The organism is Nostoc sp. (genome assembly GCF_036917395.1).
In the GTDB taxonomy this organism is placed as follows: domain Bacteria; phylum Cyanobacteriota; class Cyanobacteriia; order Cyanobacteriales; family Nostocaceae; genus Nostoc.
Window position 1 is genome coordinate 1 of sequence record NZ_JBALDI010000064.1, and the last position, 15,973, is coordinate 15,973.

Genomic DNA, 15,973 nt, shown 5'->3' on the forward strand with positions numbered 1-15,973 from the left:
AAATTTTCTCATGAAAATTTAGATAATGTTTCACTACTATCTATCACTGTTGCATCAAGAGGCTGATGTCGCCTGATGCATTCCACTTATTAATATTTATGTACTATAAATGGCGCTCGCATTGTGCCAGTTGCGTAAGTCCTGAGGCTATTTCACAGGAACGCGCAGAAGAAATCTTAAGAGCGATCGCCGCTTAAGGAGTATGTATGAAACAAATGACACTTTTTGATGAACCTACAACAGTTTTACCTGTAAGTTATTATCCCGACTTTCTCACAAAACAGGAAGCAAACGAACTTTACCAGCATTGCCAAGAACTGCAATGGCAGCAAAACCAAATCAGGATGTTAGGCAAAACTATGCCCGTTCCGCGCTTAGAGTGCATTTATGGTGATGAAGGCTGTGATTATCTCTACTCAAAAAGCGTACTACTCAAACCATTACCTTGGACTTCATCGCTGGCCCAACTGCGAGATAGGATTACATCTGCTACTGGTTACAGCTTCCGCATCGTCATCGGCAATCAGTACAGGAGTGGACAAGACTCGATAGGCTGGCATTCTGATAATGAGTCATCAATGGGATTTAACCCAGCGATCGCTTCTATCAGTGTTGGTGCTGTTCGCAAATTTCAGATAAAGCCGATAGGGGGAAAGCCGACTGATTTCTGGTTGGAACACGGCAGTCTGTTGGCCATGCACCCAGGTTGCCAATCTACTCATCTACACCAAGTACCCAAGACCAACAAGTTTGTGACTACACGAATTAATCTGACGTTTCGCCCACACATTGGGGTACAGAAATAAGCAAATAATTCGCAGTTTTTGAAAACATTACCACGAGACAGTAACTCAAGGAGGGGAATCATGAGTACCGATAGCTTTAGTGATAACACAAGGAAACGCCATATTTACATCGATAGTAAGTTGGATGATTTGCCACTAACAATGGAGGCATTTCGGGTTTACTGCCACCTGTGCCGCCGTGCCGGTTGTGATAATAACGCCTTCCCTTCATATAAATCTATCGGTGAAGCCTGTTTTCGTGGTTCTTTCCCTGGTTCTTCAACTGAAACTTTAAGGCAAAAAGCGATCTCCGCAGTCAGTGAACTGGTTTCGTGGAACTTAATCACTAAAACTCCCAAAACCAAGTCCAATGGTTCAGTATCTTCTAACCAGTATCAACTCACAGATATTGACGACTGGTTTGCTTTTTCTACTAAACAATCAAGTTTAATCAGAGGAAAAAATCGGGGTAGTAGTGGGGGAATACTAGGGGGAAACCAGGGTAGTAATGGGGGAATACCAGGGGTAGTAGTCGGGGAAGACCAGGGTAGTAGTGGGGGAATACCCAAAGTATATCCAGTTAAAGATCATCCAACTGAAGTCCATCCACTCAAGGACGCGCCCCTGGCAACGCCACCCGCGCCCTCCACCCCAGAATAGTGTGTGTGTGAAACTAAACAAACTAACTTGACTGAACTTGAAGAACACAAACAACCAACCCCACAATTACCCACTTCGTTGTCAAAAAATTCCGAGTTTTCGCAACAAACCGATAACCCCTCAAGAGGACACAATACGGCGGCGTGGTCGTTCGATAAATCTGAACAAACCAATAAGCTGCAACTAACCTGTCCCTACAAGACAGCCCAGAATGTGAAAGAACTGATTGATGCGTGGTTAACAGACCCGACCGCTATGAGTGATGATTGTGTGCCCCTCAAGGTCAGAGACTCAATCAAGTGGAATCGCTGGGTTTTACCTTGGCGCAGTGGACAGAGGAAGTTGAATAACTTGTACCAGAACTTCAACCCCATAGTCGTGGATTTCCTGGCACAAGAATTAGCCACGAAATCGAAACGCTCGGCACAACAGGAAATAGATCATGCGATCGCAGTCATGAACACCTGGGAGAAAACCAAAGGGGGATGGACGAATTTGAATCAGCGTTTAAGCCAAGCAGTATTGCAAACAGAAAAACAGCCCTTACCTCAACAGCATACTGCTTTGGCTCACAGAGTAAAAAACACCACTAGCATCACGCTTGAAGATGCTTTGGCACAAGACCATAAGCGCCGTACTCTTGAGCAATCCATTCAGGTTCCATCCAATGAGTATCAACACAGCCCACAAATGCTGGAGCTAAAAGCGAAACTTCAAGCCAAAGCAAATGAGCCAAAAGTTCCGAGCAACACCAGACCATCTTCCATGAATTTGCGAGAAGTTGAAGCACAGTTAAAATTAGCACTAAGAGCCTGATTATGCACTCTAATCAAGACAACGTAGTTTCTTTTGCCCCTGATCAAAATCAAGTCAACTTGCCCCCACAAAACATTGAAGCTGAAGAAGCGATTTTGGGCGGGATTATGCTCGACCCAGAAGCGATCGCTAGAATAAGTGAAATCCTTCATGCTGATGCCTTTTACATCAGCGCCCACAAAGATATTTATCAAGCCGCAGTCCGACTTCATGCGACATATCAGCCCACAGATTTACTTTCAGTAACTGCTTGGTTGGCTAACCACAATCTGCTCAATCGCATTGGTGGGAGAAACAAGTTAGCAACTTTGGTAGACCGCACTGTGTCCGCCGTCAACATCGATGCTTTGGCTGATTTGGTGATGGAGAAATACCGACGGCGACAGCTAATCAAAGTGGGCAATGAAATTGTCCAACTCGGTTACGAGACGCAAACTGAACTACCACTTCTCCAAAGACTTGCTGAGGCGAAAGTTTTTGGCGTTACCCAAAATCAAAGTGATGAACGCTGCAAGGTGTTCTCGGCACAAGACATGGGCATTGAACTGTTCCAAAAGCTGGAGATGGGCAATATGGCAGGGCAGAAGGTGGGTTGGTACGACCTCGAAAATATCACCGGTGGCATTTATCCCAGCAGTTTAGTTGTAGTGGCTGCTGAATCTCACATGGGTAAAACTCATTTTATGATTTCTTATGCTTACGAAATCATGACCAAACTTGGAAAACCAGTTCTGTATGTAACCCCAGAAATGGACAAGAATCAACTCAATGCCCGAATGCTGGCTCGAATTACAGGCGTAGATGCTTCGGCAATCCAAACCAATACTCAGCACTACTGGGAACCAATAGCACAAGGCATAGGGCAAATGGTAAAACTGCCTTGGAAGGTTTACGAACATTCCTCCCCTACAACCGCAATGATTGCAAGTGCTGTGCGCCGTGCTATTGGTGAATTTGGTGGTTCTATTGGTGCTGTATTTATTGACTACTTACAGCAGATTCCTCTGGAATCTGCTGGGAATATGGCTTTTGAAGTCGGCAAGATTACCCGCCAGATTCGGGATATCGCCAAGTCTCACAAAATCCCTGTTTTCTTGGGCTGTCAAATCAACCGAGGGAATCAAACAACGGCTGACAAACGCCCCAATCGTCATTTACTTCGCAACTCTGGTGAAATCTTCGAGGTTTGTGACCAGTTGATTATGCTCTACCGCGATGCTGTGTATACGAAAGACCCAAGCGACCGCACTATTGAGTTGATTGTTGAGAAAAACCGCCTTTACGGTAAGCTCGGCACTGCGACGATGTTGTGCGATTTATCTACATCGAAATTTTTGAACTTGGCGAGATAATTTACAGCCACATCCGGCGATCGCTGCATTAGATGCTTACGTTCAACTATTGGAGTTTTAACACAGATGAAAGCGCTATCCGTTCGCCAACCCTGGGCTTATGCAATAATCCACTCCACCAAAAACATAGAAAACCGTGGCTGGCCTATCAACTATCGTGGCGATATTCTCATTCACGCCGCAAAAACCTGTACCAAAAAAGCGTACTTTGAGGCGAAAGAATTTTGTCAAGCGATGGGTGTAGTAATCCCAGAGTTAATCTCTTTACGTCGCGGTCAAATCATCGGTATTGCCACAATAGTTGATTGTCAGTTTTCACCGGTTGCATCTGGCTGGGGAATGCCTGAGCAATACCATTGGCATCTGGAGAATCCACGCGACATTACACCGATTCCTTACATTGGTCAACTGGGGATTTTTGAAGTACCCGATGATTTGGTAAGGCAAGCAATCGCTGTATAACTCCAATAGCGATCGCTCCAAACTCAAACGGCCATACTCCGCAATAGTCCACTAACCCATGCACGTCCTGGCTGAACTGAACCAGTAATGTTTATGTCTTGTGCAATACCCGAAAAATTATTAGAGGATGACCTCAAAGGTCAACAACTTCGTAGCCAAGGATGTCTATATCAGTACCTCGAAAAGAAAAAGCTACTTGATGGTTCAATGGTTTTTTACCCACGAGTTATAAGTGAACGCGACCCAGATAACTCTCGGCATTGGCGTTGGGGTTACAACTGGGAAGAGAAAGTGGGAGGGATATGGAAAGGGCGAAGCATTAGTTCAATTCTTCCTAATGCTGTGACAAAAATTCACTCTTTGCAGCAGCAAGGGGCGGCAAGGGAAGATATTATCGCTTTCATCAAAAAAGCGAAAACCAAAAAGTACTCTCCAAAATTAAATGTCTGCAAAAATTTTGATAACACAAAAATAAAACCAACGCTACCAAATGATGCACCGATCGCTGTAGTGCTGTTCGCGGGTGGTGGTGGGGTTGAAGCTGGGATGGTGCAAGCTGGTATTCGCCCAGTCATCGCAGTCGAGTTTGACCCAAGCAAACCAGAATTGAGTCGAGCGATCACCAAAACTCATCACCGCAACTTTCATGAGTATGGCTGCAAAATCATTCAACAAACAGTTCAAAAAGTAGCACGGTTAGGATTTGTAGGTTTCCCCCGCCGCCCCGATTACCTCCATGCTTCCCCGGTGTGCGCCAACTTTAGCCTTGCCCACACTGCCAAAGCTGGTATTGCGCTTGAAACGGCTGACGACCTGAGCGCAGCGATCGCTATTGCTGAAGCCATCCGACAGTTACAGCCACGGGTGTTTACACTGGAAAATGTACCACGCTATCAAAACAGTCAGAGTTTTGTCATCATCCTGGATGCTTTGGAGCAAGAGGGGTACTCAGTTGATTACAGCGTGGTCAACATGGCTGACTTTGGGTTGCCTCAGGCGCGGCGGCGGTTAGTCCTGATTGCAAGCAAGGGTTTTCACGTTACCTTACCTTCAGTAACTACACCTTATGGTTGGTACGAGGCAATAGCTCATCTCATTCCTACGATGTCCGATTCACATCTGCTACCCAAACAGCAACAAGCTTTGGAGAAATTTTTAGCCGGGAATGCGCCCACACCACTGTTAATAGAGCGAGTTGGAGGGCGTACAGAATCCAAGTACAAACCTGGACATTTACCTTGTAATACTATATTGCGTTCACACTTCACAGATCACAAAGGCTGCAACCGTAGTAAGTTCACTGATATCTGGTTGCCTGATGGTACGGTCAAGTCTTTGACCATCCAAGGGGCGGCAGTCTTGCAAGGGTTTCCCGATTGGTATGAGTTCCCTAACGATACTGCTACAGCAGGGTCAATCATCGGTTACTCTGTTCCTCCCTGTTTCGCGGCACAGTTATTTACTGACATACAACGACAATTGGCAGGAGTTTAATATGTGAAAAGCTTGCTCTAATTTAGGGTATTGCCTATTCCTCTTTTCTGAATGAAAGGATTAGTAGAGTTGCAGTTGTGCGAACCATGACTCTGATTTGCCTTAAGAAATCTGGAACACACCCAATGACTCGGTACACTTTGCGGCCTGACCCTAGTTAAGCAGCAAAATTCTACATTTTGGATACAATTACCGATAATTCGGCTAACTTTAAAGCTAAAAAATTACCTACCATAAATAGAGAAATTAAAATTTCAATTTAGAAATAGTTTGTGAGGAAATATTTATGAAAGTTATAGTGACAGGTTCTTTAGGAAATATTAGTAAACCACTGACACAAGAGTTAGTGAAAAAAGGGCATCAGGTGACAGTTATCAGCAGCAAAACCGAAAGGCAGAAAGATATCGAAGCTCTAGGCGCAAAAGCTACCATTGGCACAATGGAATCCGCTGGCTTTCTCTCAGCGACTTTTAAAGGCGCAGATGTCGTTTATGTGATGGAATCGCTCGCCCCCGATGCTTTCTTCGACCCAAATGTTGATGTTATAGCGGCGATCACCGAGATTGGCAAAAACTACAAACAAGCCATTGAACAATCGGGTGTAAAACGTGTCGTGCATCTGAGCAGCATCGGTGCTGACAAAGGAGTTGGCTTGCTCCGGTTTCATTACAATGTCGAAAATATTTTAACAGAGCTGCCGGAAGATATCTTTATTAAATTCGTGCGCCCAGTCGGTTTTTACACTTACATGTATACCTTTATCCAAACCATCAAATCACTTGGCGCGATTGTCGGCAACTATCGCGGCGATGAAAAAGAACCGTGGGTCTCCCCTTTAGATATTGCTGCGGTGATTGCCGAAGAAATTGAAAAACCTTTTAATGGTAAAGAAATTCGTTATATTGCAAGCGATGAAGTTTCGCCAAACGAAATCGCCGAAATTCTGGGCGAAGCCATCGGAAATTCCGATCTCAAATGGCTGGAAATTTCTGACGAACAATTTTTAAATGGTCTATTGGAATCAGGAATGAACCCGCAAACTGCACAGGGTTTTGTGGAAATGAATGCCGCTAGGCGTGGAGGCAGATTGTATGAAGACTATTTCCGCCATAGACCAATATTGGGTAAAGTAAAGCTGAAAGATTTTGCGAAAGATTTCGCGGTTGCTTACAATCAGTAATAATTACATTTCGATATGACAAACACACAACCGCGTAGATTTAAAACGATCACCGAATATCATCGGATGCTGGAGCTTCCTAAACCTGAGCATCCTTTAATCAGCGTGATTAATTTAGAATCCATTAAATATGTGCCTCCCCAAGAATTAATAAATCTTGTCTTTGATTTCTACACAATCGCGCTCAAAAGAACACCTAACACTAAATATAAATACGGTCAGCAGGAGTATGATTTTGATGAAGGCGTAATGTTTTTTATGTCGCCCGGTCAGGTTTTCGGAGTGGAGATTGATAAAGATGCAGCATCAAAGCGTAGGGGATGGTCACTACTAATCCATCCCGACTTTTTATGGAATACATCGCTAGCCAAAACGATCAAGCGATACGAGTATTTCAACTATTCGGTCAATGAAGCTTTGCACCTCTCTCAAAAAGAAGAAGCAATCATGAACGATCTTATCAAAAATATGGAGCAGGAATATCGTTCCAATATTGATAACTTTAGTCAGGATATAATTGTTTCACAACTTGAATTACTGCTTAATTATTCAAACAGATTTTATCATCGGCAATTTATCACCCGTAAAAAAGCGAGCAGTGATTTGCTGGTGAAACTGGAGGATTTATTAAACGAGTCTTTTGACAGACAAAATGAATTACAATCGGGAATTCCAACCGTCAAATATATTGCCGATAAATTAAACGTATCGCCGAATTATTTAAGCGATATGTTAAGAACGCTGACGGGACAAAACACTCAACAGCATATCCACAATAAATTAATCGAAAAAGCCAAAGAAACGTTATCCACAACATCGCTTTCAGTCAGCGAAATCGCGTATCGGCTCGGTTTTGAACATCCGCAGTCGTTTAATAAATTATTTAAGAATAAGACAAGCGTCTCGCCACTCGAATTTAGAAACTCGTTTAGTTAGACTGTCACAAATAAATCAAAACTCGCTTACAGTATTCGTAATTTTATTCTGACGGTGCGCCGACACTGAAAATGTCGATCGTGTATTGGCTAGAAGTGCAATTTTAGACGATGTACTTCTTGAATTACGCGACTCTCATGAAGAATATCGTTGCAACGCCCTTGAACACAACGAACCACAAACGTTGCTCTATAGAGTCTTGAGGCTATTTTGGTACAGTTGACCAAGAATCATTCTTGAAGCGATCGCAGTTTTTAATTACAGCAATTTTCAGGTAAATAGACCACAGTGAGTGAACCAACTCAAGGCATGATCTTCGCTAATGTAATTTACAGCAAGAGCCATCGCAAGGCCATCGTGAATCAGGAGTACGTGCTTCACAGGAACGAAGAAATTGCTTCAGTTTCGATAAACATTGCTCAATAGGTGATAAATCAGGAGAATAAGGCGGCAAAAACTTGACTTTTGCACCGACGGACTCAATGGCAATTCTGACACGCTCGGCATGATGAACCTTGAGGTTATCCATGACTACAATTGCCCCTTTCCATAGCTGAGGCAGTAAGACCTGGGTCACATAAGTAAGATAGAGGCGGGAGAGAATTTGGTTTGGAAACCAGATTTTAACAAGGCGCAGTTATTGCCGGCTGTGTTGTTAATGGAAAGCCTGAATCTGTTGCAGTTTCTTACACCAGACGTTCAGTTGCGGGGAACTGACTCAAAGATGCTGGAGTTTAAGGCACTGGCTGTTGTGCATCGGCACGTTATCAAAAATTACTTGAATGTCAGTATCTCGGAAAAACTTACTCCTGTGGCGTTCGCACAGAAACTACTGAACTCTCGACGGTCAGTGTGTAGGGGCATTGTTAGGGCGTTGTTAATTGGCTTTGAAGCCGATTTTGCGGCAGTTGGCAACATGAACATCTGATCTGCCGTCACTCAAGTTGCGAATGGCACTAAATCTTTGCGCCACCATTAACCACAATGTCTTGCCCTGTCAGCCAACGTGCTTTTTCCGATGCCAAGAAGACGACGACTTCAGCAATATCTTCAGGAGTTCCCAAACGCCCCAATGGAGAGCTTTGAGCCGCTACTTTTTGATGTTCCACGGGTGCGTTGTCGAACATTCCAGGAGAAGTTGGGCCAGGAACTACGCTGTTAACCGTAATCTGGCGTTCTCCTAGTTCTTGAGCCAGCACTTGTGTGAACATTCTGACTGCCGCTTTGCTGGCTGCATAAATGGTTGAACCAGCGTGTGGGTAAACACTCGTGCTGGAAGAAATGTTGATGATGCGTCCGCCATTTCCGATATGAGGTGCGGCTTCCTGCGAGCAAAAAAGGACAGCACGAACGTTCAGGTCGAATACAGCTTCGTAGTCCTCTTGCGTGACTTCTGCCAAAAGTCCTCCTCGTGCAACACCGGCATTATTCACCAAAATATCAAGTTTGCCCAAGCGTCCGATAATCTCTTGAAACAAGCGACGAATATCTGCAATGTTGCTAAGATTCGCTTGCAGGGCAATAGCTCGCCCACCCTCAGCTTCGATAGCGGCTACAACTTCTTGCGCGGCATCGGCACCACGCGAATAGTGAACGATGATCAAAGCGCCTTGCGCCGCCAGCCCCTTGGCGATAGCGCTTCCAATGCCGCCAGACGCACCTGTGACAAGTGCGACCTTTCCATCCAGATTTTCAGTTGACATCAGACCCCCTCATTTACCTTCAATGTGAATTATACAAAACGCAGCCATGCCGCGCGCGACGGCTTAACGTTCCGATTAAAAGAAAAACACATTGCTCAAAGAAAAAAGCCATTTTGTTGAAAAAGAGTCTTACCGATGGGTGGAAGCGTTTGAAAAAGTAGAAAACCTATTTATTAGTTTAAAAACCCCCATAGGAGGACAGACTTCAAGAGTCGTTCATATCTTTAACCGGGAAGGTGATATTGCAGAAGTATTCGCACAAGTCAGTCATTGCCAAAATACAGGTGTTGTTGTCAGAGCGGCTCATAATCGATGCATAGAGGTAGAAAATTCTTATTTGTGGTCACATATATCTTCTCAATCAGTACAGTTTGTAAAGGAAATTGACGGCAAGCACTAAACAGGCAGACACCAAACAGTGGCGCGTTTTGCATAAAACTTGTGCGCTTGACAGTAATAAGTAAATACAGGTGATATTTAAAAAGGAAACATTACTATGCTTATTAGCTGCCTTAGAATACCCGCAGCTTTTGTCGGACTGGCTTTCCTATCTACTATGGTTAGTGTTCCTGCGTTTGCCAAAGAGCAAACCAAACTTCAAGTTGTTAAACCACTGACAATCATACAAGGCTCAATCGCTATCAATTCCAGCGGTGTTTGTATTGGTGTTGATGGTGGCCCTTGTTATCCGCCAAATACCCAGACAACTCGTTTCATTGTAATTCAAGGTAAGGTAATTAGCATTGAGGGTCGGACAGCAACGGTTCGCACACCTGACATTAGACCTGTGTGTAAACCAGGTCGACCCTGTCCACAGTACATCATTGCCGGGGTGACGTTTACCGTTGATACCACTTTTGCTTTGTTTGAGTCCGCAGATGGCACAGTTGTCTCTGACTCGCTTACGGTAGGAAAGTCAGTCGTAGTTGCGGGTAGAGTTGATCGTACTGCCTCCCCCTTACAAAATCGGGTACTGCAAGCCCAGATTGTGGAACAGGATGCCGATTGAAGAAATAGAAACTCAGGGCACACAAAGCGCTTGCTATCTCCCCCCAAAAAAAAATCACTTTCCTAAATGAGCAGTAATACCGAAAGTTACGCACTTGGGCTTGATGAGCCGCTTTCAATATTCCGTAGCTTGCCGCCGTAGGCATCACCAGGAATAAAACTGTAGCAATTGAAGTCTCTGAAATTTAGGAGCTTTAAAGCCTTTCTGTGCAGTATTAAATTGCTGCACCAAATAATCTATCCCACATTCCGCACTTTATTGTGTAATACATGAGGATTTCCAACATCCAGCTAACTTCCATTTCCCAACATTTTCGCCATAATCAGAAGTGACGTCAAAGGCGGTAAGCGATCGCCCTTCGCTCATTACCAGTACACAGTAGCCAACTACACACAGCAGCTAACAGTAGGGCATCTGGTGTAGAGCGACGAATTATTTGACCAAAACGGCAGATTTTTTGTCAACAATCGAAATTCTTCTACATTGCTTGCTTGTTCAAGCAATTTCTATACTCACATCTTGTTTATACAGTACCAAATTCATCTAAAACGTTTCGCTCCCTGCCCGCAAGTGATTAAAATTGCAATGCTTTAAAACACAATCAGAAAAATACTTACTATGAAAACAGGACTTTTCTGTAATTACGAAAATCATTATCAAAATGCTCATCGGATGATTTTTGAGCAAGTGACGTTAGTCAAATACGCAGAAAGCTTAGATTTTGAAGAAGCTTGGATAACAGAGCATCATTTTAACGATTTCAGTGTTAGTCCATCGACTTTAGTGTTAATGGCACACTTAGCAGGCGTAACTCACAAAATTCGATTAGGTTCAGCAGCATTATTGCTGGCATTTCATAACCCAATTATTATTGCACAAAGTATTGCTACACTGGATAATTTGTGCAACGGACGACTTTCTATTGGAATTGCTAAGGGTGGTCCGTTCCCCGAACAAAATAAGCATTTTGCTACTTCTATGAGTGAATCTCGCTCTAAAACTTTAGAAGCAATCACATTGATTCATAAGTTACTATATTACACTGACGTGTCATTTACCGGTGAATATTATCAGTGCCAAGGTATGACTATTTCTCCAAAACCTTTGCAGAAATCGATTTCAGTATATGTAGCAACTAGCGATGATGACACGCTTAAGTTTAGTGCTGTCAAATCTTTTGGTTTAATGGGAGGAACACAGTTTTCTTTAAATACTCTCAAAAACAATGTTACGAAATATCGTGCTATTAATTCCAGTGGTTCCGATCGATTGATGCTAGCACGGTTCTTTTTTGTTGCTCGCACAAATGAAGAAGCAGTGAGTGAAGCGTTGCCTTTTCTGAGGATTTTTAGCCAGAGAATGAAAGCTGTTAAAAATCAAGTTCAAAGTGACGATAATCACAGCCAAGATTTGATGCCAATTAGTGGGCAAAAAGCGTCTTTTAATGAAGAGGATTTACTGGAAAACTCAATTATTGGTGATGTAACTACCTGTCGTGACAAAATCAAGCGATTTCAAGATGAACTGAATTTAGGCACTTTAGCACTCAATCCCTGCTCACTAGACTTGCAAAAAAAACTCGAAAGTTTGGCACTTTATAACCAAGAGGTGCGAAATTATGTCTGAAGAAGCTGCGATCGCCACTGCTCAATATTTCCTTCATCCAAAACAGGTCATTTTCTTGGTAATCAAGCCAAGTTCAAGCATGGTGGATTAGCAGGTGCTACTGCTGCGGCTGCTTTTGTTTTGTCTAGCCCTTATGGAGAAGTTGCCCTGAAAAAAGGTACAAATATTAAACTTCAATTGAAATCTGCTATTGGTACTACTCAATAGACCATTAGCTATCATGGAATGGCACTAAGGTTAGCTATTTGTTGAGATGAGTAATTTATCGAGTGAGGGCATTTCTTTAGTGGAGCGATCACTGTTTCAGGCAATGTATTAAGTCAATCACTCCCAAGTGATAAGCTATTCCACATCTAATATGCATATAATGAAAATCGTAGAAAGAGTGCATCTCCGATTATGCCAGCCCCAGGATATCTCAAGCGATCGCAACGAGAGAATTTACTGTCTGAGCTAAAAAGCAGCAATTCTCCACAGTTAATACAGAGGATACTAATTTTATTACTAATGGATGATGGGAAGACCTATAAAGAAATTAGTGATTTTTGAGATTGTGGATATAAAACTGTAGCATATTGGTGCGTACATGGAGACCCAAATAATATAAAGTCTCTCGATGATCAACGTGAAAATGGTAATTATAGAAAAGCGACTGATGAATATATTAAGTTATTAATGGAGACTATCGAAAAAGAACCGATAGAATTAGGTTATGAGTTTGGTCGATGGTCAACAGCAAGGCTTGCTACATATTTAGGAGAAATTACAGGTATTGATTTAAGTGGAGAATAAGTCAGGAGAATTTTATTAAAAAAAAGTCTGCTTACCTGTGGGCAAAATATACCCTTGAAGATAAACAAGACATAACTAAGAGACAAGCATTTAAAGAAAGGTTAGAAGGTTATATAGAAGCTTCAAAGGTAGAACCTAAAAGGCTCCAGATTTGGTTTTGGGATGAGAGCGGATTTAGTTTACGAGTCATTCGGAGAAAAAATTGGGGGAAAAAAGGTAAAAGAAAGAAAGTTACAGGACAGCGTAGCTGTGGACGTGTAAACGTAATGGGAGGAGTAAGATATAGTGATAAAAAAAGAGTGTGCTTTTTTAGAGAGAGAGGAAATTCTAATGTATTTTATGAGCAGTTAATCCAATTAAATGAATTTGTTAAATCAGAATGGATTGAACAGGAACACCAAGAAAGTGATTTCCAGGCATTAGGTCCGAAAATATTAATTATCTTGGATAATGCTAGTTACCATAAAAAGAAAGATATTTTTGAAAAAATAGAAAAAAGTTTACCTAATATCCAGTTATATTTTTTACCTCCATATAGTCCTGACTATAACCTGATTGAGCTTGTATGGCATTCAGCAAAGGAATATATTGCTCATCGATTATTTAAGTCTATCTCCAACTTACAAGAATTATTAAATAAGCTCCTTAATCAAGGAAAATTAATAATTAAATGGCAGAGAAAAATTAAAAATAAGGTAAATAAGGTAAATATTGTTATTGCAGGTTAGATGTGGAACAGCTTACCAGGGACAAGATTTACCAAACCTGCGATCGCCGACTGGTGGAGTTGATCGCCAAACACAGGGCTAAGTGGAGTGATAGTGAATCTTGGCAAGAGAAAATACCCACAGTTCTCAAGTCAATTGGTAACTTAGAAAGCTCCAAAGCCGGACTAGAAGAATTACTGGGCTATTGGTCACAAATTTCTGAACCAGAAGCCACCTCAGAACCAACAAAACTGGATGAAAAGCAACCCATCGGCTATTTCGCTAACCGTTCTCTTGATTGGCACAAGTCCACCTTCAGCAAATTTTTAGATCGTGTCGATGAAGTTGGCAAGGACAAAGCTTGCGCTTCTTTTAGTACCCGCTATGACCAGCAATCTCCAGGTGCAACGGACAAATGGCTGAAGTGGATAAAGTTCACACATCCCTCCATGCATCTCTATTTACATCAAAATGCTGCGTAAAAATAATTTGCAATTTATCTTCCTCTCCAGGTAGTCATGACACAAAGCAAACTGAACTTTTCATCCGAACAAGACCGCTTACCACCTCAGAACATTGAGGCAGAAGAAGTAATACTTGGTGGGATTATGCTTGATCCAGAAGCAATGAGCAGAATAGTAGATCGCTTAATCCCCGAAGCATTTTATATCTCCTCCCACAAAGACATTTACCAAGCTGCGCTGCGGCTCCATACACAAAGCAGACATACAGATTTACTGTCTGTAACCAGTTGGCTAACTAACAATGGGCTTTTGTTTCGTGTTGGTGGTCGAGAGAAACTGGCTACACTCATTGACCGTACAGTTTCAGCCGTCAACATCGACGCTTTTGCAGAATTGGTAATGGAAAAATACCACCGCCGACAATTAATCAAAGTAGCAAACGAGATTCTACATCTCGGCTATGAAACTGAAACTGAATTACCAGAGATTCTTGACGCTGCTGAACAAAAAGTTTTCAGTGTCACACAACAGCGCTCTCATGATGACCTGATTCATATTTCTGACTGTTTGGTTGACGCTTACCAAAAAATCGAGTCGCGCCACGCCCTTATATCTAGTCCCGCCATTTCTACTGGATTCTATGATTTGGATGGTTTACTCGGTAGTGGCTTTCGCCCCAAACGCCTGTATATACTCGCTGCTCGTCCATCTGTTGGCAAGTCTGCCCTTGCTGGTAACTTAGCTCTTAATGTCGCTCAATCCCAAAGATTACCTGTAGCTGTTTTCAGTTTGGAAATGAGCCGTGAAGAATATGTGCAGAGATTTCTCAGCAGTGAATCCGGCATTGAGAACAGTTTACTCGAAACAGGGCGGCTCTCTAACAATCAGTGGCAACCCCTGAGTCAGGCGGTAGCACAACTTTCTGAACAAGGGATTTTTATCAATGATAATTCCTGCCCCACAATGAATGAAATTCGTAGCCTTGTCCGAAAAATCTCAGCCACACATGGTGGTGTCGGACTGGTTATTGTAGACTATTTACAGTTGATGGCCGAGGGGACTGATTCAAAAATGAACATGACCCAGAGAGTGGGTCAAATCAGCCGAGGACTGAAAAAATTAGCTAAGGATCTTGATGTTCCAGTCCTAGCCTTGTCTCAGTTAAGCCGAGAAGTCGAACACCGTAATGATAAACGCCCTATATTGAGTGATCTTCGAGACAGTGGGGCAGTGGAACAAGACAGCGATGTTGTGATTATGCTCTACCGTGATGAGGTTCATAATCCCGATTCCCCTGACCGTGGCATTTCCGAGTTAATTGTCCGCAAGCAGAGAAATGGCCCTACTGGTACAGTCAAACTGCTATTTGACAACCAGTTTACCAAGTTCAAAAACTTAGTACGTCATCGGCAGTTTTAGACATTGGACTACTGGGAATTTTTGAAGTAACCGATGGTTTGGTGAAGGAAGCGATGTCTCCGGCAACGTCAAGGACGAACACTGTATGGCTTCAAAACTGGAGTTTAGACTAAAAGCGATATGAGAGAACGCAAATCAAATAGAATTACAGATTAAAAATATTATCTTGTCAGCCTCTAAACATCCGCGACTTTCGATAATTATGTAATATGTATGTGTCTAATATAAATACAATAATGATAATCGTTAAAAAGGTGGGAGAGAAACGAGCGTCGCTCGTTTCTCTCCCACTTTTCGTATTTGATTATCATTCTCTTTAATCTGAGACTAGATGGGGAATGATCAAGAAAAAAGGGGTGTCTGATTGAATACAGTACCCCTTTTGGCAGAAAGTGAGAAAAGAACTACCATTACTCACCTGCCAACATGAAAAATGCCAGACTTGAAGAGTTTCGTCAAGTAGTCTACAAATACAGGACTTACGCAACTGGCACAATGCGAGCGCCATTTATAGTACATAAGTATTAATAAGTGGAATGCATCAGGCGACATCAGCCTCTTGATGCAA

Annotated in this window: 16 protein-coding genes and 1 pseudogene; 15 read left to right on the plus strand and 2 right to left on the minus strand. The window is 42.6% G+C overall.

The window, feature by feature from the left end; all coding sequences use genetic code 11:
• Window positions 1-206: 206 nt before the first annotated feature.
• The 8 genes from V7K46_RS22030 (at window position 207) to V7K46_RS22065 (ending at window position 7,685) form a co-directional block, all read left to right on the plus strand.
• On the plus strand, window positions 207-806 hold the full coding sequence (locus V7K46_RS22030) for an alpha-ketoglutarate-dependent dioxygenase AlkB family protein (RefSeq protein ID WP_335116819.1): 600 nt from the start codon (window positions 207-209) through the stop codon (window positions 804-806).
• Between the two features lie 60 nt (window positions 807-866).
• Window positions 867-1,445 carry a helix-turn-helix domain-containing protein gene (locus V7K46_RS22035; RefSeq protein ID WP_335116821.1) on the plus strand — a complete coding sequence of 193 codons (579 nt, stop codon included), beginning with the start codon at window positions 867-869 and terminating at the stop codon, window positions 1,443-1,445.
• 27 nt (window positions 1,446-1,472) lie between these two features.
• On the plus strand, window positions 1,473-2,261 hold the full coding sequence (locus tag V7K46_RS22040) for a hypothetical protein (RefSeq protein WP_335116823.1): 789 nt from the start codon (window positions 1,473-1,475) through the stop codon (window positions 2,259-2,261).
• A 2-nt stretch (window positions 2,262-2,263) separates the two neighbouring features.
• A complete protein-coding gene (locus V7K46_RS22045; protein WP_335116825.1) occupies window positions 2,264-3,613 on the plus strand; it encodes a replicative DNA helicase in 1,350 nt (449 codons plus the stop codon).
• Between the two features lie 66 nt (window positions 3,614-3,679).
• Window positions 3,680-4,075, plus strand: a complete 396-nt coding sequence (locus V7K46_RS22050; protein ID WP_335116828.1) for an ASCH domain-containing protein — start codon at window positions 3,680-3,682, stop codon at window positions 4,073-4,075.
• A gap of 93 nt (window positions 4,076-4,168) precedes the next feature.
• Window positions 4,169-5,569, plus strand: a complete 1,401-nt coding sequence (locus V7K46_RS22055) for a DNA cytosine methyltransferase (protein ID WP_335116830.1) — start codon at window positions 4,169-4,171, stop codon at window positions 5,567-5,569.
• Window positions 5,570-5,855: 286 nt separating this feature from the next.
• Window positions 5,856-6,749, plus strand: coding sequence for an NAD(P)H-binding protein (locus V7K46_RS22060; protein ID WP_335116832.1), 894 nt, complete (start codon window positions 5,856-5,858; stop codon window positions 6,747-6,749).
• Window positions 6,750-6,764: 15 nt separating this feature from the next.
• Complete coding sequence (locus V7K46_RS22065; protein ID WP_335116834.1) at window positions 6,765-7,685, plus strand: helix-turn-helix domain-containing protein; 921 nt, start codon at window positions 6,765-6,767, stop codon at window positions 7,683-7,685.
• Between the two features lie 319 nt (window positions 7,686-8,004).
• Here the strand turns inward: V7K46_RS22065 and V7K46_RS22070 are convergent, their stop codons facing one another.
• Window positions 8,005-8,262 carry a transposase gene (locus V7K46_RS22070; RefSeq protein WP_442939863.1) on the minus strand — a complete coding sequence of 86 codons (258 nt, stop codon included), beginning with the start codon at window positions 8,260-8,262 and terminating at the stop codon, window positions 8,005-8,007.
• Between the two features lie 27 nt (window positions 8,263-8,289).
• Between V7K46_RS22070 and V7K46_RS22075 the strand changes: the two genes are divergently transcribed.
• Window positions 8,290-8,613, plus strand: a complete 324-nt coding sequence (locus V7K46_RS22075; RefSeq protein ID WP_335116836.1) for a hypothetical protein — start codon at window positions 8,290-8,292, stop codon at window positions 8,611-8,613.
• Window positions 8,614-8,641: 28 nt separating this feature from the next.
• Here the strand turns inward: V7K46_RS22075 and V7K46_RS22080 are convergent, their stop codons facing one another.
• Window positions 8,642-9,388, minus strand: coding sequence for an SDR family NAD(P)-dependent oxidoreductase (locus tag V7K46_RS22080; RefSeq protein WP_335116838.1), 747 nt, complete (start codon window positions 9,386-9,388; stop codon window positions 8,642-8,644).
• A 91-nt stretch (window positions 9,389-9,479) separates the two neighbouring features.
• Here V7K46_RS22080 and V7K46_RS22085 point away from each other — a divergent pair, with 91 nt between their 5' ends.
• From V7K46_RS22085 to dnaB, 6 genes and pseudogenes are all read left to right on the plus strand, one after another.
• Window positions 9,480-9,788, plus strand: coding sequence for a hypothetical protein (locus tag V7K46_RS22085; RefSeq protein WP_335116840.1), 309 nt, complete (start codon window positions 9,480-9,482; stop codon window positions 9,786-9,788).
• 96 nt (window positions 9,789-9,884) lie between these two features.
• On the plus strand, window positions 9,885-10,397 hold the full coding sequence (locus V7K46_RS22090; RefSeq protein ID WP_335116842.1) for a hypothetical protein: 513 nt from the start codon (window positions 9,885-9,887) through the stop codon (window positions 10,395-10,397).
• Window positions 10,398-11,015: 618 nt separating this feature from the next.
• On the plus strand, window positions 11,016-12,023 hold the full coding sequence (locus tag V7K46_RS22095; protein WP_335116845.1) for an LLM class flavin-dependent oxidoreductase: 1,008 nt from the start codon (window positions 11,016-11,018) through the stop codon (window positions 12,021-12,023).
• 399 nt (window positions 12,024-12,422) lie between these two features.
• Window positions 12,423-13,543: pseudogene (locus V7K46_RS22100) on the plus strand (IS630 family transposase).
• Window positions 13,544-13,545: 2 nt separating this feature from the next.
• Window positions 13,546-14,004, plus strand: a complete 459-nt coding sequence (locus V7K46_RS22105; protein ID WP_335116847.1) for a hypothetical protein — start codon at window positions 13,546-13,548, stop codon at window positions 14,002-14,004.
• A gap of 36 nt (window positions 14,005-14,040) precedes the next feature.
• Entirely contained in the window at window positions 14,041-15,405 is a 1,365-nt protein-coding gene (dnaB, locus tag V7K46_RS22110; RefSeq protein ID WP_335116849.1) for a replicative DNA helicase, read from the plus strand.
• Window positions 15,406-15,973: the final 568 nt, after the last annotated feature.